Below are 19,814 nucleotides of genomic sequence, written 5' to 3'. Positions count from 1 at the left end.
ACGTCGTCCAAAAACTCGGTATCCAAGGGCTGAGTATTCAAGGGCTTAGTATTCAAGGACTCAGTATTAAAGGAATTGTGCATGTCGATCCCCCGTATTGCCGTCGGCGGTTTTCTCCATGAAACCAACACCTTCGCCCCCAGCCCGGCGACCTACGAGGATTTCCTGCGTGGTGGCGGAGCACCGCCGCTGAGCGAAGGCGAGGCCATCTTCGCGGCCGTCGCCGACAGCAATATCGGTCTGTGCGGTTTTGTCGACGCTGCCGAGTCCCGGGCATGGACGCTGATCCCGACGCTCTGGACGGCGGCGAGTCCGTCGGCGCACGTCACCGAGGATGCTTTCGAGCGCATCGTCCTACGTTTACTGTCGGGCATGCGGGAAGCCATGCCGCTCGACGGTGTCTATCTCGACCTTCATGGCGCGATGGTCGCCGAGCATCTCGACGATGGCGAGGGCGAGTTGCTGAGCCGTGTGCGGGGGCTAGTGGGTGACGAGGTCCCGATCGTCGTCTCGCTGGATCTGCATGGCAACGTGACGCCGACGATGGTCGAGCAGGCCGATAGGCTGATCGCTTATCGGACCTATCCCCACGTCGATATGGCGGAGACCGGCGCCCGCTGTGCCGCCGCCATGGCGGTGCTGCTGGCAAGTGACAAGCGCCCGGCCAAGGCGTTTCGTCAGCTCGATTTCCTGATGCCGATCGCCTGGCAGTGCACGGCTGAAGAGCCCTGCCGTTCGCTCTATGCCGAAGTCACGGCGATGGAGAGCGAATCGCTCCCTTCGATCTCTTTCCTGACCGGATTCCCGGCGGCGGACTTCGCCCACTGCGGCCCCAGCGTCATCGTTTACGGAATGGATCAGGCCAGTGCCGATGCGGCTGCCGACGCGTTGACGGCGCTCGTCGCCGCCCAGGAATCGGCATTCTCGGGGCGGGTGTTCGAACCGGAGGAGGGGGTGCGCGAGGCGATGCGGCTGGCGGAAGACGCTGCCCGGCCGGTGGTGATCGCCGACACCCAGGACAATCCTGGCGCCGGCGGCAATTCCGACACCGTGGGCATGCTCAAGGCGCTCGTCGCCTGTCGGGCCCGGCGAGCGGCGATCGGCAACGTGTTCGATCCGGCGGCGGCGAGAGCGGCGCACGAAGCGGGTGTCGGCGCCGTCGTCCGGCTGGCGCTGGGCGGACGCTCCGGCGTGCCCGGCGACTCGCCGCTGGAGGCGGCATTCACGATCGAGGCGCTCTCCGACGGCCGTTTCGTTGCCCCGGGCCCCTACTATGGAGGCGGCCGCCTCGACATGGGGTCGTCAGCGTGTCTACGAATCGACGAGGTGCGGATCGTCGTGGTCAGCCGCAAGGCCCAGATGGCCGATCTGGCGATGTACCGTTCGGTGGGCATCGAACCGCTCGAACAGGCCATTCTGGTCAACAAGAGTTCGGTCCATTTTCGCGCCGACTTCGCCCCGATCGCTGAGACGATTCTGGTCTGTGCCGCCCCCGGACCGATGGCCGTCGATCCGGCCGATCTACCGTGGCAACGCCTTCGCCCAGGCATCCGGACGTCGCCTCTCGGCAGGCCCTTCGTCCCTGTCGTCGAACCCGCCTGAGCGCGACTTATGCCAATGCCGATGTTTCCCCTACCGAGGAGTTCTCATGACTACGTTGCCCCGTATCGATGGCTTTACCGACGAACTGATCGAGATTCGTCACGACATTCACGCCCATCCCGAGATCGGCTTCGAGGAGCTGCGCACGGCCGGAATCGTCAGTGCCTATCTCGAACGCTTGGGCATCGCGGTCCATACCGGCATCGGCGGGACCGGGGTGATCGGTGTGATCGAGGGTAAGCATGGGCCGGGCAAGAGCGTGGGGCTGCGCGCTGATATGGATGCATTGCCGATGGACGAGGAGACGGGCCTGCCGTTTGCCTCACTGAGCCCTGGGCGATTCCACGGCTGCGGCCACGATGGCCATACCACCATGCTGCTGGGCGCGGCGCGCTATCTTGCCGAGACTCGGGATTTCTCCGGTCGTGCGATATTGATCTTCCAGCCGGCCGAGGAGGGGCTGGGCGGCGCGCGGGCGATGATCGCCGAGAAGCTGTTCCAGCGCTTCCCCTGCGACGAGGTCTATGCGCTGCATAACGCGCCGCATCTCGATCATGGACAGGTCCGCGTGATGTCCGGCAAGGCGATGGCAGGCGCCGAGTTCTTCGATATCGTCATTCGCGGTCGGGGCAGTCATGGCGCGCAGCCCAACAACGCCCGCGATCCGATCGTGGTGGCGACGCAGCTCTCCCAGGCCATGCAGAGCATCGTCAGCCGCAACGTCAATCCCCTGGACGCAGCGGTGGTGTCGATCACCCAGCTGCACTCCGGCTCCGCCTATAACGTGATTCCCCAGTCGGCCACACTCTCCGGCACCATTCGCACCTTCGACGACGACGTTGCCGCACTGATTCACGAGCGCATCCGCGAACTGGCAGCCGGCCTGGCCAACGCCTACGGCGTCGAGATAGAGGTCGATATCCGCAATATCTTCTCGGTGCTGGAGAATCATCCCGAGCAGACCGAAGCGCTGGCGGCCGCGGCCAGGGATATCGTCGGTGATGCCAACGTGGCCGATCTCGGCCGACCGGCGATGGGTAGCGAAGATTTCGCCGACATGCTGAAAATTGTGCCGGGTTCCTACTGCTGGGTCGGCCATGCCGGCGATATTCCGGTGCACAATCCGGCGTTCGTGCTTGACGACGGGATCCTGCCGGTCGGGGCAAGCCTGCTGGCGCGGATCGCTGAACGTCGTCTCAACGAACCGGTGGAGATGAGCGCTACCCAGGCGGTGAGCGCATGAGTCTCGCCGCCACCCTCGAATTAGATATCGATGACATGCTGGCCGGGCTAAAGCGCTGGGTCGAATGCGAGAGTCCGACCTTCGATATCGATGCCGTCAATCGCATGATGACGCTGGCCTCGGACGATCTCGTGGCGATGGGGGCGAGCGTCGAACGCGTTTCCGGGCCTGCGGGGCTGGGCGACTGTCTCAAGGCGAGCTTTCCACATCCGAGGCAGGCTGAAGGCGGCATCCTGATCATGGCGCATCTGGATACCGTCCATCCGGTCGGCACGCTGGAGACATTGCCGTTTCGGCGCGACGGTGATCGCTGTTATGGCCCCGGAATCTGTGACATGAAGGGCGGCACCTATGCGGCGCTTCGCGCCGTGGTTGCGCTTCAGCAGGCGGGGGTCGACATGGCGCTGCCGATTCACGTGCTGCTGACCTGCGACGAGGAGATCGGCAGCCCCGGCACCCGCGAACTGATCGAGCGGGAAGCGGCGAGGCATCGTTACATCCTGGTTCCGGAACCGGCGCGCGCGGGCAATGGCGTAATCACCGGGCGCTATGCGATCGCGCGTTTCGAGCTGCTCGCTCACGGTCGGCCAAGCCATGCCGGGGCGGCGCTGGCGGATGGCCATTCCGCGATTCGCGAGATGGCTGCACGAATTCCCGAGATCGAGTCGATGACCGACGATGACTGCACCTTCAGTGTTGGCGTGGTACAGGGCGGTCAATGGGTCAACTGTGTCTCGACGAGCTGCCGTGGCGAGGCGCTGAGCATGGCCAAGCGTCAGGCCGACCTGGATCGCGGTATCGAACGCATGCTGGCGCTCACCCAGCGCGATACCGACGGGATCGGCTTCGAGGTCAAGCTCGGTGTGGTTCGGCCGGTATGGGAAGCGGGCCAGGCGACGCTATCGCTCTACGCCCAGGCCAGTAGAGTTGCCGATGAGCTGAAGATGCCGCTGCCGCACGCCAGCAGCGGTGGCGGCTCCGACGGCAACTTCACCGGTGCGATGGGGCTGGCGACGCTCGATGGATTAGGCGTGCGCGGTGCAGGAATCCACACGCTGGACGAGCATATCGAGGTCGACAGTCTGGTCGAGCGCTCGAGATTGATGGCCGGGCTGATGGCGGTGCTGCGCTGATCGCTAGCGTGTGGAATTGTCGCTCGATCTAGTCATCGACGCGTCCGCGCAGGCGCTTTTTCTGCCCTTGACGGGTCTTGCTGTCGACGCGCTTGCGTTTGGCGCTGCGGCTGGGCTTGGAGGCCTGGCGTGGCTTGTCGCCGTAGAGCACGGGTTTGATCAGCTGTTTCAGACGAACGAGTGCCGCTTCCCGGTTGAGCTCCTGGGTGCGGTGCTCCTGCGACTTGATCACGATGACGCCGTCGCGGGTGATGCGTTTGTCACTCAGGGCCAGCAGCTTCTCCTTGAATCCGGGATGCAGACTGGAGGCGCGGATGTCGAAGCGCAGGTGGATCGCCGAGGAGACCTTGTTGACGTTCTGGCCACCGGCACCCTGGGCGCGTACGGCGATGAGTTCGATCTCGTTGTCGGGGATCGACACGTTGCGGGAGATTTCCAGTGGCATCGGTTGCTCCCTGAGTGTTCGAAAATGAGGGTAATGCCTCGCTTAGTCGACGCGATAGATACGCCAGCCTTCGGGGCAGGGCCTATCCTGCCACAGGCTGAGCATGGCGTCGCTGGCCGGAAACAGCGGCGTGGGGAGCTCCTTTTGCGGAAACCACGTCCAGCGATCGAAGACATCCGGCTCGGTTACGCGGGGCTCGGCGATTTCGTCGCCGAGTGAAATCAGTGCCGCGCCGGTGATCGCGGTGCGGTCGCTGTCCAGTTGTTGCAGGAAGGCGAATATCTCTACCGGCTGCCGAGTGACGATGCCGGTCTCTTCGTGCAGTTCCCGCAGTGCCGCGGCCTCGAAGGTCTCCCCGGGTTCGACGTGTCCACCGGGAAGACACCAGGTGGGTGTCTCTCCGGCCTTGATACGGTAGCCGAGCAGCAGGTCGCCGCCGGGGCGGGTGACGATGACACCGACACCCACGCGGGAAACGGGGGCAGCCATCAGAGCGGTTCCTCCTGTAGCGACGCTTCCGACAAGGTCGACAGCACTGCGCTGGCCGCATAGTGGCCGCTGATGAAGGCGGCCACGATGCCCCGGAACAGCCCGCAGGCGTCACCGACCACCCAGGTCGGTTGTCCGGGCAGGCGCAGGTGGCCGTCGACGCCGGGATACCAGCCGACGCCCTCGAGGGTCGGGCCGATCAGGCGCGTCGCTTCATGTTCGATCCGGGGGAAGCTGTCGACGAGCTGGCGCAGCCCCTGCAACATCGCACACGCCACGGCGTCGCCATAGAGGCGTCGCATCCGGGCCATGGTTTCTGCGTCCTCTTCCAGCCATGCCGACAGGGGGATCTCGAAGTAGGCGTCCCGCTCGGCCATGGCGTCCTGTAATGCCGAGATCGCCTCCCGCGCCATCGATTCGTCGAGGATGCGCGTATTGAAACCGACATTGGAGCGCGCCGTGGGAGGGCCGTCCGAGTGTCCCGATACCGTCCACAGGCCTTGCGTTCGGGTCAGCACGGTGGTGCCGTTGCGACAGGCGCAGAAAGTGCGCCATTCGATACCGTCTTCGGCCGTCTGCAGCGTCAGCTTGGGATCGAGATTGGAGAATGTCTGGAAGAAGGCCTGCTCGCTGGGCTGGTCGATACGGAAGCCGACTTCCAGGCGGCGGAAGACCTTCTCGATGTTGCCCATGTCCAGTGCGCCGAAACGCCCTGTGGCCCAGATCATTGTCCTGCTGACAAGCGCGCCGGGCGCTGCGTCGGGACCTTCCAATTGCAGGTGATGGCGCTGCTCGTTGGCGTCGTAGCGGTGGGAGGTCACGCAGGTTCCGGTCAGGATGTCGATATCGACGCCATTGACCAGGCCGAATACCATCTCCTCCCGCGCCTGCAGCGGCAGGTAGCGGGAGGGGTAGTCCTTCAGATTCCAGCGGCCCTCCTCCGGCGTGTAGACGTCGGTTCTGTCCGGGAACGGTGGCGTCTGCATGCCGTAGGATTCGAGCAGCTCACAGGTCCAGGCGTAAGCGCGATGCAAGGCCTCGCGTTCCGGCAATTGCCATATCCGCGTTGCGGATGGGAAGAACGAGAACTTGCCGTCCGAGTAGAGTCCGGCCCCGCCTTGGCCTTGAGTCAGATTGGCTTCGTCGCTTCTGTCGCGCCTCGAGATATCCGGACCTCGATCGATGAGAAGTACCCGACGTCCCTGACCAGAGAGTCTTTGGGCGGCGGCCAGTCCGGCGGGGCCGGCTCCGACGATGGTGACGTCATAACTCTCCATCATAACTCTCCATGATGAGGCCTCGAGCAGTAATGCGTGTCGAACGACGATGGGATGCCCGTGACAACGAGGTCGGCGGGATCTGGGTCGCGGCAGGAGTAACAGTTTTTTACTAAAAAATGATACGATACGCTGCGTATCCTATATTATCGTATCTTTCAGGAGCTGTTTTTGACAAGGATGTCTTCCATGCCCGTCGTTTCTCCTGCACGCCCAGGTCGGCCACGCAGCGCCACGGCTTCTGCCGAGGTGATGCGAACAGCCTTGGAACTGGCGCTGGAGGGAGGAATTCACCATGCCACCGTCGAGCGGATAGTCAGCGTCTCGGGTGTGGCCAAGTCGACCATCTACCGACGTTGGCCAAATGCGGTTGCCATCGTCATGGATGCCTTTCTGGAAGCGGTAGGGCCGAGCATCGCCTACGATGACGAACTGCCCGTCGTTGCCAGTTTCCGGCGCAGCGTGCTGGCGCTGGCCGAGGTTCTCAACGGCCCTCATGGCCGCTTGCTGCAGTATCTGCTGGGCGCCGCCCAATCCGACCCCGTACTGAGCCGTGCCTTCGTCGAGCGTTGGATCGGACCGCGTCGCCAGATGGGCCGGCAAGCCATCGTCGGTGCCGTCGAGCGAGGCGAGCTCAGCCCGGAGATCGATCCGGACCTGAGCATGGATCTGATCTACGGCGCGGTCTACTACCGGCTGTCGGTCTCCTTTTGCGAGATCGACCAGGATTTCGTCGAAGCGGTCATCGATCGGGCGCTGGGGCCCTATGTGCGGGGCCGGCTCGACTGATAGCCGGCGCCAGTCGGTTCAGGCTGTCCCTGGCAGGGCGCCCATCGTCTGCCCCATGCTGATCGGGCTGCCTTCGGGATCGAAGTTGCCAAAGGCGGTCTCTCTCCCCAGGCACATCACCACCGTGGAGCCGAGCTTGAAGCGGCCCATCTCCTGGCCTTTCTCGATCACGATCGGCTCGTCGAAGCGGGTCGTCTGGATGCGCCCGCTCAGCGGCGTGACCTGACCGGCCCAGGTGGTTTCGATGGCGGCCACGATCATCGCGCCGACCAGCACCATGGCCAGCGGCCCGTGCTCGGTATCGAAGAGACAGACCAGTCGCTCGTTGCGCGCGAACAGCCCCGGAACATGGTTGGCGGTGGCGCTGTTGACCGAGAACAGCCGTCCGGGTACGTAGGTCATCTCACGCAGTGTGCCGGTCATCGGCATATGTACCCGGTGATAATCCTTGGGCGATAGATAGACCGTGGCGAAGCTGCCCTGGCGAAACGGCGCCGCGCGCGAGACGTCGCCGCCCAGCAGGGCGCCGAGCGAGTAGGTCTGGCCCTTGGCCTGGATCAGGGTGCCGTGTTCGATACGACCGTAGCGTGACAGCACGCCATCGGCGGGAGACACCAGGCCTTCGCCGATGGGGCGGGCCTCGGGTTTGAGCGCGCGGGTGAAGAAATCGTTGAAGCAGGCATAGGCGCCAGGATCCGGCTGCAAGGCCTGGCTCATGTCGACGCCGTAGGTCTGGATGAAGCGCCGGATGAACAGGTCCTTGACCCAAGGGATCCGACTATCGGCGATTTGGCCGATCAGTCGCGAGATCGCATGCTGAGGCAGCGGGTACTGAATTCTGGCGAAGAGTTCCTGGCGATCCACGATAACGACCCCGGTGAAAGAAGAGGGACTGACGGAAGGCGGACAAGGTAGCGAGAGTCCTCGGTCCGCGCAATAGACTGAGCTACGAGCTACGAGCGACTAGTACTATTTCTCGACGGGGGTATCGTCGCGGTTGCCCCACTCCTTCCAGGAGCCGGGGTAGGCGCGGACGTTGTCGTAGCCGAGTGCCTTGGCGGCAAGCCAGGTCAGACCGCTGCGGTGGTGGGTCTGGCAGTGTGTGACGATCTCCTTGTCCTGGGTCAGGCCGCGTGCCTCCAGTTCGGTGACGAGCTCGGCGTAGTCGCGCAGACGCAGGTCGTGATCCTTGTCCATCACCTCCAGCCAGTCCAGATTGACCGCCCCGGGAATATGCCCGAGCTTGCGGTTGTCGCCCTTGAGGCCGCGATACTCATCCATGGAGCGGGCGTCCCAGATGGCGAGCGCCGGGTCGCCAAGGCGCTCCAGCAACTCCTCGCGCCGGATCTGGACCTGGGGATTGAGGTAGGCCGCTTCGTACTCGCTGGGGGTCGGCGAATCCGGCGTCGTGGAGACCGGCTGGCCTTCGGCCCGCCAGGCATGGATGCCGCCATTGAGATAGGAGTAGCGGCGATGCCCGATCAGCTCCAGCGTCCACAGCAGGCGACCCGCCCAGCCGCCGCCCTCATCGTCATAGGCGACGACGTGGGTCTCCGGGGTCAGTCCGAGTTCGGAGAACAGTGCACTCAGATCGGCTTCTGAGGGCACATCGTTGGGTACGTCGCCGCTGCCGGCCAGCAGACGCCGGGACTCGAGGAAGATAGCCCCAGGCACGTGACCCGAGTCGTAACTCTCTGCCTTGAGCGGTACGTCGATGATCAGCAGATTCGGGTCATCGAGGTGGTGGGCTAGCGTGGCCGGCTCCAGAATCAGCGGCAGCTGGGGGATTTCCGAGCTCATGGGCGACTCCTGGCGTGGTTATGTTGGCGATCCCCGTGATGATGGCACATGCACCCGGCACTAGGTAGCGGGTGGCGCCATCGACCGGATTCGTTATACTGCGCGCCGCTCGGCTTGGCCTCTCGGCTTTTTTACAAGAAGTTTCGCCCAGACCTTTTTATTGAAATCAACTTCGTATACAAAATTCACGGACGCGACCGGTTCGCGTCATCAATAACAATCATCATGGCCAGGAGATTGCTGCGTGCTCGAAAAAATGTTCTCTCTGCGCTCGCTGGAAACGACGGTGAAGACCGAAGTGCTGGCGGGTGTCGCGACCTTCCTGGCGGCGATGTACATCATCGTGGTCAATCCTTCGATCCTCTCCAGTGCCGGCGTGCCGTTTGCCGGCGCCCTGACGGCGACGGTGCTGATCAGCTTCTTCGGCAGCGTGATGATGGGGCTCTACGCGCGCAACCCGATCCTGGTCGCGCCGGGTATGGGGATCAACGCGCTGTTCACTTACACCATGGTGCTGGGGGCGGGCATCGAGTGGCAGACCGCGCTGGGCTGCGTGTTCTGGTCCGGCGTGCTGTTCGGGATCCTGGCGCTGTTCAACGTGCGCCGCTACGTGGTCGACGCCATTCCGGCGACGCTGCGTCATGCCATCGCCTGTGGCATCGGCCTGTTCATCACCGTCATCGGCCTGGTCAATGCCGGGATGCTGGTCTCCAATCCGGCGACGGTCGTCGGTCTGGGCAAGATGACGCCGACGCTGGTGACGTTCCTGATCGGGTTGGGCATCACCGCCGTACTGGTCGCTCGTCGCGTCCAGGGCGCGCTGATCCTGGGGATCGTCGTCACCACGATACTCGCCATTCCCATCGGCCGGCTGTGGGGCGATGCCAGTGCCATGTCGCCCACCGGGGCGCCGACGCTGGTCAACTTCCAGGGCATCTTTGCCTGGCCGGATTTCGGGGCGCTGTGGCAGGTCGACTTCGTCGGTGCGCTGGCGGTGGCCTACTGGCCGTTCATCTTCGTGATCCTGTTCACCACCTTCTTCGACGCGATGTCGACCTTCATCGGCGTGTGCCAGGCGGGCAACCTGCTCGACGAGGACGGCGAGCCGCGCAACATTCGCCGTTCGATGATGGTGGACGCCTTCTCGGCGTTGATCTCCGCACCGCTGGGCACCAGCCCGGCCAACGCCTATGTCGAGTCCGCGGCCGGGATCAGTCAGGGCGGTCGGTCGGGCCTGGTCGCCGTGGTCGCCGGCCTGCTGTTCCTGCCGTTCCTGTTCCTGTCGCCGCTGCTGGCGCTGGTGCCGGCCATCGCCACCGCGCCGGCCCTGATCATGGTGGGCGTCTTCATGCTCTCGCCGATCCGCACCATCGACTGGCAGCAGTACGACGACGCGATCCCGGCCTTCGTGGCGATGATGCTGATCCCGCTGACCTACTCGATCACCCACGGCGTGGTGTTCGGCTTCCTGACGTTCGTGGTGGTCAAGGTCGGCGTCGGCAAGGCAAAGGAAGTGCGCCCGGCGATGTGGGTACTGTTCTTCCTGTCCATTCTGATGTTGTTCGAGGGCTGATCCAGGGCTGATCCAGGCTGCTTTTGCTTAATCAGCCTTCGTTAACGCGGCATGGGCACTCCCGAGCCAAGTTGGTTTGTTGTTGGTCAGGTTGATTTGCTCGAAGTCTCGCACCCTGGACGCCTTCCAGAACGGCGCTGAACGCAGAGCGTCGAGCCGGGTCTCGCGTCATGGATGACGCGAGAGGCGCGTTGGGCAGGATGCCCTTTCGCGCCGACCCGAGCGCAGGCGCTCTAGCGTTCGGAGTCCGCCGTTCTGTGGCGTCAAAAAGGGGAGTTTGAGGGGCTTGCCCCTCAAGAGTAACGTGCAGGAGGACGGTAGCGGCTTCGTCAGTGGTGACCTGGTACTGTTTGAATGAGTCAGCTCAGGCATTTATGGATGATCAGATATCGCCGCGTCTCAGGACGCGGCGATCGTATTTTGAGAATCAGGAGTTCGTGATGTCGTCTCTGATGCGCTGGAAGCTGGCGAAGCGCAGGGGATGGATCCCGCCGCGCTCGACGGCGTCGAGCAGGGCGCAGCCGGGCTCCTGGCGGTGGCGGCAGTCGCGGAAGCGGCAGCGGCCGAGATAGGGGCGGAACTCGATGAAACCTTCGGCCAGCTCGTGCTCGTCGAGATGCCATAGCCCGAATTCGCGGATGCCGGGCGAGTCGATCAGATCGCCGCGACGCTCTCCATCGACCGTGGTTTCCAGCGGCAGCGGGTAGAGGCGGGCCGTGGTGGTGGTGTGTTTGCCCTTGCGGGTGTCCGTCGACAGCGCCCCGATCCGCAGGGTCTCGTCGGGAAGCAGCCGGTCGATCAACGAGGATTTGCCGACCCCGCTCTGGCCAACGAAGACGGAGGTTCGAGCCGCCAGTTGCGCCCATAACCCTTCCAGCCCCTGCTCGCCGCGCGCCGAGGCTTCGATCAGTGGGTACCCCAGCTCACGGTAGCGGGCCAGCGTCGCGCGCAACGGCCCGCCCTCGGCTGGCAGCAGGTCGCTCTTGTTGAGCACCAGCACGGGAGGAATCCCGGTGCTCTCGGCGGCGACCAGGTAGCGGTCGATCAGATTGGGGTGCGGTTCCGGTTCGACCGCCACCACGATCAGGATCTGGTCGATATTGGCGGCCACCGGGCGCAGTTGACCGTGGGCATCGGGGCGTTCGAGCACGCTGTGACGCTCGCCGCGGGCGACCACCACGCCGCTGTCGTCGTTGGCCTGGCGCCAGATCACCTGATCGCCGGTCACCAGGCCTTCGAGATTGGCGCGCAGATGGCAGCGGTGCAGTCGAACCTGGTCGCCCTCGACGGATTCGACCTCCAGCGAGCGGCCGAAATGGGCGGCGACCCGGCCCGGGCGCTCGGCGCCGTATTCGCCGGCGTCGAGGCGCTCGCTGTCGCGCTCGTCCTTCTTCGAGGCGCGCTCGGCACGCTCGGCCTGGATCTTCTCGACCCGCCAGCGCTGCTGGCGGGTCAGTTTTCGGCGGCTCATGATGGGTGTCGGCTCGCGGTTGTCTGAGGCTCAAGAGGGGAGTGAAGCTCACCTCTGGCGTTTGCCCCTTCCTCGTGTCACGGGGGTAGAATGGCGGCATTGTAGCCGTTACCGACCTGCCGTGTCCGCCCGCGTCCGTGTGACCGGGGACACCGACCCTGGAGTTGTTCATGTCTGAACCATCCGCCGCTGGCGCCCGCAGCGATCTTCTGGTCTGGATAGACCTGGAAATGACCGGCCTCGACCCGGATCGGGAGCGAATCATCGAAGTGGCGACCTTGATCACCGACGGTGAACTCAATCTGATCGCCGAAGGCCCGGTACTGGCGGTGCATCAGCCGGATGCCCTGCTCGACGGGATGGACGAATGGAACCAGAAGACGCATGGTGAATCCGGACTGGTTCGACGGGTGCGCGAGAGCACCATCGACACCTCGGAAGCGGAGCGGCGCACGCTCGAGTTCCTGGCCACCTATGTCCTGCCCGGCACCTCTCCGGTCTGCGGCAACAGCGTCCACCAGGACCGGCGCTTCATGGAGCGCGAGATGCCGGCGCTCAACAACTTCTTCCACTATCGCAACCTGGACGTCTCGACGCTGAAGGAGCTGGCCAAGCGCTGGAATCCGGCGGCGGCCAACGGCTTCACCAAGCAGAACACCCATCAGGCACTGGACGACATTCGCGAGTCGCTGGCGGAGCTCAGGCACTACCGCGAAACCTTCCTGAAGCTTCCGGACTGATCGCCGACGGGGCGCCGGTCCTTCGCGGCCACGCCTCAGGCGCTGGCGATGCGCGCTTCACGCTTGATCCGCTGCTCCTCGAGCGCCCAGCGCACGTGCTCGCGAACCAGGTCGGAGGGATACGCCAGGCGGGCTCGCAGGGCATGTTCGACGCGCTCGCTCCAGGGCGCATTGCCCAGGCCGATCGCCAGGTTGCGCAGCCAGCGCTCGTAGCCGATGCGCCGGATCGGGCTGCCTTCGGTGCGCTTGAGAAATTCGCTCTCGCCCCAGGCGAACAGGTCGATCAGTTCGGCGCGGTCCAGCTCATGGCGCGGCGCGAAGTCCGGCTCTGCGCTGGCGCGAGTGAAGCGGGTGAAAGGGCAGAACAGTTGGCAGTCGTCGCAGCCGTAGACCCGGTTGCCCATGGCCCGGCGAAACTCGAGCGGAATGTTGCCGTGAAGCTCGATGGTCAGGTAGGAGATGCAGCGCCGGGCATCGATCACCTTGTCGTCGATGATGGCATCGGTCGGGCAGGCGGTCTGGCAACTGCTGCAGGAGCCGCAGTGTTCGCGCTCGAAGGGCGGGTCCACCGGTAGCGGCAGGTCGGTATAGAGCTCGCCGAGGAAGAACAGCGAGCCGGCCTGCGGATCGAGCAGCATGGCGTTCTTGCCGAACCAGCCCAGTCCGGCCTTCTGGGCCAGGGCGCGCTCCATCACCGGGGCGGAGTCGACGAAGGCGCGATAGCCGATCTGGCCGACTTCGTTCTCGATCTTGCGCGCCAGCTGGTCCAGTCGCTTGCGGATCAGCTTGTGATAGTCGCGGCCCAGAGCGTAGCGTGAAACATACGCCTTGTGCGGCTGTCCCAGTGTCCTGGTGGTCTCGACCTCGGGCGGCAGGTAATCCATGCGGGCGCTGATTACACGCAGCGTACCGGGCACGAGTTGCTGCGGTCGCGTGCGCTTGCTCCCGTGCCTGGCCATGTAGTGCATCTCGCCGTGGTGCCCGGCCGCCAGCCAGCGCTGCAGGTAGCGCTCATGGGTCTGCAGATCGGTATCCGTGATACCGATCGCCTGGAAACCGAGCTCTCGACCCCACTGTTTGACACGTGAGGCGAGGTCGTTGAAATCGACGCTGGATCGTTGTGACATACCGCAGGGACGCATGCAGGGATGGGGGTGTCGGGTGCGCTACCCTACACCACTAACCAACTCATTATCGAGTCACCTCATTATCCGGCCGAACGGCGGGGCGGGCCATGTTCGATGCCCCGAGCCGTCTCAAGACCACAGGAGTCACGATGTCTACTTCTTCCTCCTCGCAGCGGCCGCTCTCCTCTCACTGGCATCCGCTGTATTTGGCCGATCAGGTCCGTGAACTGGACCGCCGCACCATCGATGCCGAGGGTGACGGCTTTGCCTTGATGCGCCGCGCCGGAGAGTCGGCCTACGAGGCGTTGTGTGCCCGGTGGCCTGGCATCCGTCGTATCTGCGTGCTGTGCGGCGGAGGTAACAATGGGGGCGATGGCTATATGGTCGCCGCGCTGGCTGCCGCCGATGGTGTGGCGGTCGAACTGGTGGCGCTGAAGCCGGTGGCCGAGCTCGCGGGCGATGCGCGGCGAGCGGCCGAGCTGGCGGCGGAAGCGGGGGTCGTGCCGGTTGCGTGGAATGACGAACTGACGCTGGATGGGGAGTTGATGGTCGACGCGATGCTGGGGACCGGGGCCCACGGTGCGCCGCGTCCCCCCTATGCCGCGGCGATTTCGGAGGTTAACGCCAGTGGCTGCCCGGTCATGGCGCTGGATGTGCCGTCGGGCGTCGATGTCGATACCGGTCATGTCGAGACGGAAGCGGTGGCGGCGACGCTGACGGTCACGTTCGTTGGCGACAAGCTGGGTCTGCATACCGGTGCGGCCCTCGACGTGGTCGGCGATGTGATATATGCCCCGCTGGGCGTCGATCCACGGTCGCATGGCGACATCGCGCCGGTCGCCTGGCTGCAGACGCGTCAGGATCTGGCCCGGGCCCTGCCACCGCGGAAGCCCGGCAGCCACAAGGGGATTTACGGCCATGTGCTGGTCGTGGCCGGCGCCCCGGGCATGGGTGGAGCGGCGCTGATGACCAGCGAGATGGTGGCGCGCGTCGGTGCCGGCAAGGTCAGTCTGGCCACCGACGCCGCGCACGTCTCCGCCAGCCTGACCCGGTTCCCCGAGATCATGGCGCGAGGCGTGCGTGGCGCGCCGGATCTGGAGGCGATGATCGAGTCCGCCGACACGGTGGCCATCGGCCCGGGCATCGGTAACGGTGCCTGGGGACAGGCGGCGCTGCGCAGCGTGCTCGACGCCGGCAAGCCCTGCGTGGTCGACGCCGATGCGCTCAACCTGCTGGCTCGCGAGGAGAGCGGTGTCCACCGCGACGACTGGGTGCTGACGCCGCATCCCGGGGAGGCCGGGAGGCTGCTGGGAATTTCCACCGCCGAAGTGGAGCGGGATCGGCGCGATGCCGTGATCGCCCTGCAACGACGCTGGGGCGGCACGGTCGTGCTCAAGGGGGCCGGTACGCTGGTCTACGACGGCGATCGGCTCACGCTCTGCCCGTTCGGCAATCCCGGCATGGCCAGCGGCGGGATGGGCGATGCGCTGACCGGTATCATCGCCGGGCTGTCCGGCCAGCTCGCCTCGCTCGGAGAGGCTGCGAGGATCGGCGTGCTGCTCCATGCCCTGGCGGCGGATGCGGCAGCGCTGGATGCCGGCGAGCGTGGTCTGCTGGCGACTGATCTGGCATCCTATGCGCGAACTTTGGCCAACCCCCGACCTGTCTCGAGTCATGCCGATCACGCTTAACGACGAAGCCGCCCAGGTGGCCTTTGGTGAAATGCTGGGCCAGGCCCTGGCCGGTCGCGGCCAGGTGCACCTGATCGGCGACCTTGGCGCCGGCAAGACCACGCTGGCGCGTGGCATACTGCGGGCCTATGGCCATGACGGGGCGGTCAAGAGTCCGACCTACACGCTCGTCGAGCCCTACGAGACCGCGTCGGCCCGGATCTTTCATTTCGACCTCTACCGCCTCGGCGATCCCGAAGAGCTGGAGTTCATGGGCGCTCGCGACATGCTGGGCAGCGACGCGCTGTGCCTGATCGAGTGGCCGAGCCGCGGCGCGGGTTGGTTGCCGGTCCCGGATCTGGAGATTCATCTGCAACTGGTATCCGATGGCCGGCGGGTGGCGGGAACTGCTTACAGTCAACAGGGACGAGCCGCCCTGGCAAGAATGCCGGCGAGCTTGAGTCACAAGGAAGATGAATGCTGAAAGACGTTCGAGAGATGTCGGCCGCGGTCACGAGCGCTCGTCGCGATGCCCCGTCACCCGTCTCCGGTGGGGGCGGGCATTTGCTACGGCTGCTGCTGGCGCTGATCTGCTCGCTGGTCACTTCGGCCGGGTTGGTCGGGGCGGCCGTGAGCCGTCTCACTGGTCGCCGGATGGGCCGTCTGGCGAGGCATGGGCGGGCAACGGTCGCGGCGCTGATGTCTCTCTGCTGCCTGGGCATGGCCGCGCAGGCGCAGGCGGTGGAGGTCCACAACATGCGCCTGTGGTCGGCGCCGGATCACGTCCGGCTGGTGTTCGACATGTCGGGACCGGTCAACGCCAACGTCTTCACGCTGGACAGCCCCGACCGGGTGGTGATCGATCTGGACAGCACCGACCTGGATTTCGATGTCGACAAGCTGGACCTTGACGACAGCGCCATCTCCAAGGTGCGCACCGGCGTGCGCGAGAGCGGTGGGCTGCGTGTCGTGCTCGACGTCAATCGGGCCGTGGCACCCAAGAGTTTCACGCTGCCGCCTAACGAGCAGTACAGCGATCGTCTGGTGGTCGATCTCGACTATCCCGGCGCCAGCGCGGTCAAGGATCCCATCGATCCCATCGAGGCGATGATCCGGGATCAGGAGATCGCCGCGCAGCGGGCGCAGAAGGAGGCCGTTGTCGAGGGCAATCCGGAGCAGGCCGAGGCGGTGGCGTCCGCCGTCGAGGCCCAGCCACATCCCAAGCGTGACATCATCGTCGCCGTCGATCCGGGTCATGGCGGCGAGGACCCGGGCGCGATCGGCCCCCACGGCACCCGCGAGAAGGATGTGGTGCTGGATATCGCGCGCAAGGTCAAGCAGCGCTTCGACCAGACGCCGGGATTCAAGGCGTTCCTGACCCGAGACGGCGACTACTATATCGGCCTGCGCCAGCGCACCCTGATCGCGCGCCAGCAGAAAGCCGATTTCTTCGTATCGGTGCATGCCGATGCGGTGCGCAGCAGCCAGCCATCCGGCAGCTCGGTCTACGCGCTGTCTCAAGGGGGGGCGACGTCGGAGACCGCACGGTGGCTGGCAGCGAGCGAGAACCAGTCCGACCTGATCGGCGGTGTCGACGGCAGCCTGAGTCTGGACGACAAGGACGAGGTGTTGCGCGGCGTGCTGCTCGACCTGACCATGACCGCGACGATGAACGACTCGCTGGCGACCGGTGGGCAGGTGATCGACCAGCTCGGGCGGATCAACAAGTTGCACAAGTCGAGCGTCGAGCAGGCCGGCTTCGTGGTGCTGAAGTCACCTGACATTCCGTCGCTGCTGGTGGAAACCGGGTTCATCTCGAACCCGCGCGAAGAGGCCCAGCTCAAGTCGTCCGCGCATCAGGCCAAGCTGGCCCAGGCGATCTACGAGGGGATCGTGGCCCACTTCCGCCAGCATCCGCCGCCCTCGAGCCTGCTGGCGTGGCAGCGCGATCAGGGGCGTGGCGGCGCCAGCAACGAATACCGCGTCCAGCGAGGCGATTCGTTGTCCCAGGTGGCGGCGAACCACAACATCAGCATGAAGGCGCTGAAGCAGGCCAATGGGCTGGATAGCGATATTCTGCGGGTCGGGCAGGTGTTGACCATTCCAGGAGGATGACGATGACAATCCATGCGGCAGCAGCAGGAGACCGTCGGTGAGCGAGTCATCACGCATCCGCATACTCGACCCCAGGCTGGCCAACCAGATCGCCGCGGGGGAGGTGGTCGAGCGTCCGGCGTCGGTGGTCAAGGAGATCGTCGAGAACGCCATCGATGCCGGCAGCCAGCGTATCGAGGTCGAACTCGAGGCGGGCGGTTCCCGGCTGATCCGGGTGCGCGACGATGGCATCGGCATCGGCGAGGAGGATCTGCCGCTTGCGCTCTCCCGGCATGCGACGAGCAAGATCGCCTCGCTCGATGATCTCGAGGATGTCTCCAGCCTGGGATTCCGCGGCGAGGCGCTGGCGTCGATCAGCTCGGTCTCGCGGCTGGAGCTGATTTCCAACGCCGCCGACGATCCTGCCGGCGGCTGGCGCGTGGTGGCCGAGGGGCGCCAGATGGAGCCCCGTGTCACGCCCGCACCACACCCGCGGGGCACCTCGGTGCTGGTGCGTGACCTGTTCTTCAATACGCCTGCGCGACGCAAGTTCCTGCGCACCGAAAAGACCGAGTTCGGTCACGTCGAGGAGGCGTTCCGCCGGCTGGCCCTGTCCCGTTTCGACATCACCTGGGTGCTGCGGCACAATCAGAAGGTCGTTCATCAGTTGCCCGGTGTGGCATCGGATCAGGCCGGGCGCGAGCGCCGGATCGGTAACTTGCTGAGCCGGCGCTTTCTGGACGAGGCGCTGCACGTCGATCTGGAGGCCACGGGGCTGCGATTGTGGGGCTGGGTGGGGCAGCCGACCCATTCGCGGGCCCAGGCCGATCAGCAGTACTTCTTCGTCAACGGGCGCATCGTCCGGGACCGCCTGGTCGCCCATGCCATTCGTCAGGCCTATCGCGACGTGATGTTTCACGGCCGGCATCCGGTATTCGTGCTCTACCTGGAGCTCGATCCACGGGTGGTGGACGTCAATGTGCACCCGACCAAGCATGAGGTGCGCTTCCGCGACGGCCGTCTGGTCCACGATTTCCTGTTCTCGAGCCTGCATCGGGCGCTGGCATCGGTGAAGCCCAACGACGCCATGGTGGAAGGCGGCGCAGAGGGCGCGCATGAACCGGCCGGCGAGGGCGCTGCCGCATCGATCTCGTCACGGCCGGACAATCCGACGTACCCGCCGGCCGGGGGCGAGGCTCCGAACTGGCAGCAACAGCGGATGACGCTGGCCGGGCAGCACTCACCGGGCGGGCAGGCCGGGCAGAATCGGCCCGGCACGCAACGCATTCGCGAATTCATGGCCGGTTATCACGCGCTGCACCCGGATCATGAGTCGACGCTTCTCACGCCGCGGGAAGCGGATGGTGGCGCGCCCGGCGGCGAGGCGGCCAGTGTTGCCCAGCAGGAGCGCCCCCCGGCGGCGGTGACGACCCTTCCGGCCACGGACGACACCCAGGCCCCGCCGCTGGGGTACGCGGTGGCGCAGCTGCATGGCGTGTACATCCTGTCGCAGACCGAGCGCGGGATGGTGATCGTCGACATGCATGCCGCCCACGAGCGCATCGTCTACGAGCGCATGAAGCAGCAGATTCATTCGGGCGCACTCGATGCCCAGCCGCTGCTGGTGCCGGTCTCCATGGCGGTCAGTGCGGGTGAGGCCGAAGTGGCGGATCAGGAGCGCGAGGCGTTCGCCCGGCTGGGGGTCGTGCTCGATGCGGCCGGCCCGGAGACGCTGCTGATTCGCCAGGTTCCGGCGCTGCTGGCCGACGCGGACATCGAGCCGCTGGTGCGGGACATGCTCGGCGATCTCGAGAAGTTTGGCCGTTCCGATCGTCTCGAGACCCGCATCAACGAGTTGCTCAGCACCATGGCCTGCCACGGCAGCGTGCGCGCCAATCGCCTGCTGACGCTGCCCGAGATGAATGCGCTGCTGCGCGACATGGAACGTACCGAGCGTAGCGGGCAGTGCAATCACGGGCGCCCCACCTGGACCGAAATGTCGATGGCGCAGCTCGACAAGCTGTTCCTTCGCGGCCAGTGAACGAGGATGTCTGTGAACGAAAACGATGGTCGCATGCACGACGAATCTTCTGGTCCGAGAGAGCACGGTGGCTCGAGGCGGGATGATCGTCCGCTGGCGATCCTGTTGCTCGGACCGACGGCCGCCGGCAAGACCGACAGCGCGATTGCGCTGCATCGGCGCTTCGACGCGGAACTGATCAGTGTCGACTCGGCGATGGTCTATCGCGGCATGGATATCGGCACGGCCAAGCCGTCCCGGGAAGAACTGGCAGCGGCGCCGCATCGTCTGATCGACATTCGCGATCCGGCCGAGGTCTATACCGCCGCAGACTTTCGTCT

18 protein-coding genes are annotated in these 19,814 nt (G+C 65.3%); 11 read left to right on the top strand and 7 right to left on the bottom strand.

What is annotated here, in order from left to right:
- The first annotated feature begins 81 nt into the window (after window positions 1–81).
- The 3 genes from Q0602_RS00930 to Q0602_RS00920 are packed head-to-tail and all read left to right on the top strand — an operon-like array spanning window position 82 to window position 3,978.
- Window positions 82–1,602: a M81 family metallopeptidase gene (locus Q0602_RS00930; RefSeq protein ID WP_298837560.1), complete on the top strand. Its 1,521-nt coding sequence runs from the start codon at window positions 82–84 to the stop codon at window positions 1,600–1,602.
- 46 nt (window positions 1,603–1,648) lie between these two features.
- Complete coding sequence (locus tag Q0602_RS00925; protein ID WP_298837557.1) at window positions 1,649–2,845, top strand: M20 aminoacylase family protein; 1,197 nt, start codon at window positions 1,649–1,651, stop codon at window positions 2,843–2,845.
- Window positions 2,842–3,978: a M20/M25/M40 family metallo-hydrolase gene (locus tag Q0602_RS00920; protein WP_298837552.1), complete on the top strand. Its 1,137-nt coding sequence runs from the start codon at window positions 2,842–2,844 to the stop codon at window positions 3,976–3,978. The genes Q0602_RS00925 and Q0602_RS00920 overlap by 4 nt, the downstream gene beginning before the upstream one ends.
- Before the next feature lie 28 nt (window positions 3,979–4,006).
- Here Q0602_RS00920 and arfB read toward each other — a convergent pair whose 3' ends face one another.
- Genes arfB through Q0602_RS00905 form a run of 3 tightly spaced genes read right to left on the bottom strand, consistent with a single transcriptional unit; the run spans window position 4,007 to window position 6,189 of the window.
- Window positions 4,007–4,423, bottom strand: coding sequence for an alternative ribosome rescue aminoacyl-tRNA hydrolase ArfB (arfB, locus tag Q0602_RS00915; RefSeq protein ID WP_298837549.1), 417 nt, complete (start codon window positions 4,421–4,423; stop codon window positions 4,007–4,009).
- A 42-nt stretch (window positions 4,424–4,465) separates the two neighbouring features.
- A complete protein-coding gene (locus Q0602_RS00910) occupies window positions 4,466–4,912 on the bottom strand; it encodes an NUDIX domain-containing protein (RefSeq protein ID WP_298837546.1) in 447 nt (148 codons plus the stop codon).
- A complete protein-coding gene (locus tag Q0602_RS00905) occupies window positions 4,912–6,189 on the bottom strand; it encodes an FAD-dependent oxidoreductase (protein ID WP_298837544.1) in 1,278 nt (425 codons plus the stop codon). The genes Q0602_RS00910 and Q0602_RS00905 overlap by 1 nt, the downstream gene beginning before the upstream one ends.
- Before the next feature lie 189 nt (window positions 6,190–6,378).
- On the opposite strand from Q0602_RS00905, the gene Q0602_RS00900 reads away from it, so the two are divergent.
- Window positions 6,379–6,978, top strand: a complete 600-nt coding sequence (locus Q0602_RS00900; protein ID WP_298837542.1) for a TetR/AcrR family transcriptional regulator — start codon at window positions 6,379–6,381, stop codon at window positions 6,976–6,978.
- 18 nt (window positions 6,979–6,996) lie between these two features.
- Here the strand turns inward: Q0602_RS00900 and asd are convergent, their stop codons facing one another.
- Entirely contained in the window at window positions 6,997–7,845 is an 849-nt protein-coding gene (gene asd / locus Q0602_RS00895) for an archaetidylserine decarboxylase (RefSeq protein WP_298837638.1), read from the bottom strand.
- 102 nt (window positions 7,846–7,947) lie between these two features.
- Window positions 7,948–8,778, bottom strand: coding sequence for a sulfurtransferase (locus tag Q0602_RS00890; protein WP_298837540.1), 831 nt, complete (start codon window positions 8,776–8,778; stop codon window positions 7,948–7,950).
- A gap of 256 nt (window positions 8,779–9,034) precedes the next feature.
- Between Q0602_RS00890 and Q0602_RS00885 the strand changes: the two genes are divergently transcribed.
- Entirely contained in the window at window positions 9,035–10,351 is a 1,317-nt protein-coding gene (locus tag Q0602_RS00885) for an NCS2 family permease (RefSeq protein WP_298837635.1), read from the top strand.
- Window positions 10,352–10,778: 427 nt separating this feature from the next.
- On the opposite strand, the gene rsgA is transcribed toward Q0602_RS00885, so the two are convergent.
- Window positions 10,779–11,822 carry a small ribosomal subunit biogenesis GTPase RsgA gene (gene rsgA, locus Q0602_RS00880; RefSeq protein WP_298837537.1) on the bottom strand — a complete coding sequence of 348 codons (1,044 nt, stop codon included), beginning with the start codon at window positions 11,820–11,822 and terminating at the stop codon, window positions 10,779–10,781.
- 170 nt (window positions 11,823–11,992) lie between these two features.
- Between rsgA and orn the strand changes: the two genes are divergently transcribed.
- Window positions 11,993–12,562: an oligoribonuclease gene (orn, locus tag Q0602_RS00875; RefSeq protein ID WP_298837533.1), complete on the top strand. Its 570-nt coding sequence runs from the start codon at window positions 11,993–11,995 to the stop codon at window positions 12,560–12,562.
- Window positions 12,563–12,597: 35 nt separating this feature from the next.
- Here orn and queG read toward each other — a convergent pair whose 3' ends face one another.
- Entirely contained in the window at window positions 12,598–13,689 is a 1,092-nt protein-coding gene (gene queG, locus Q0602_RS00870; protein ID WP_298837530.1) for a tRNA epoxyqueuosine(34) reductase QueG, read from the bottom strand.
- Between the two features lie 149 nt (window positions 13,690–13,838).
- Between queG and Q0602_RS00865 the strand changes: the two genes are divergently transcribed.
- From Q0602_RS00865 to Q0602_RS00845, 5 genes are all read left to right on the top strand, one after another.
- Window positions 13,839–15,380 carry an NAD(P)H-hydrate dehydratase gene (locus Q0602_RS00865; protein ID WP_298837527.1) on the top strand — a complete coding sequence of 514 codons (1,542 nt, stop codon included), beginning with the start codon at window positions 13,839–13,841 and terminating at the stop codon, window positions 15,378–15,380.
- Window positions 15,364–15,843 carry a tRNA (adenosine(37)-N6)-threonylcarbamoyltransferase complex ATPase subunit type 1 TsaE gene (gene tsaE, locus Q0602_RS00860; protein WP_298837524.1) on the top strand — a complete coding sequence of 160 codons (480 nt, stop codon included), beginning with the start codon at window positions 15,364–15,366 and terminating at the stop codon, window positions 15,841–15,843. Before Q0602_RS00865 ends, tsaE begins: the two co-directional genes overlap by 17 nt.
- 215 nt (window positions 15,844–16,058) lie before the next feature.
- On the top strand, window positions 16,059–17,474 hold the full coding sequence (locus Q0602_RS00855; RefSeq protein WP_298837630.1) for an N-acetylmuramoyl-L-alanine amidase: 1,416 nt from the start codon (window positions 16,059–16,061) through the stop codon (window positions 17,472–17,474).
- A gap of 37 nt (window positions 17,475–17,511) precedes the next feature.
- Complete coding sequence (gene mutL, locus Q0602_RS00850; protein ID WP_298837522.1) at window positions 17,512–19,494, top strand: DNA mismatch repair endonuclease MutL; 1,983 nt, start codon at window positions 17,512–17,514, stop codon at window positions 19,492–19,494.
- Between the two features lie 33 nt (window positions 19,495–19,527).
- The coding region (locus Q0602_RS00845; RefSeq protein WP_298837520.1) for an isopentenyl transferase family protein at window positions 19,528–19,814 on the top strand (287 nt) is incomplete at its 3' end.

Source organism: uncultured Salinicola sp. (assembly GCF_937921195.1).
In the GTDB taxonomy this organism is placed as follows: Bacteria; Pseudomonadota; Gammaproteobacteria; order Pseudomonadales; family Halomonadaceae; genus Salinicola.
The sequence above is the reverse complement of the archived record's forward strand: the minus strand, read 5'-3'. Positions and strand labels throughout refer to the sequence as shown.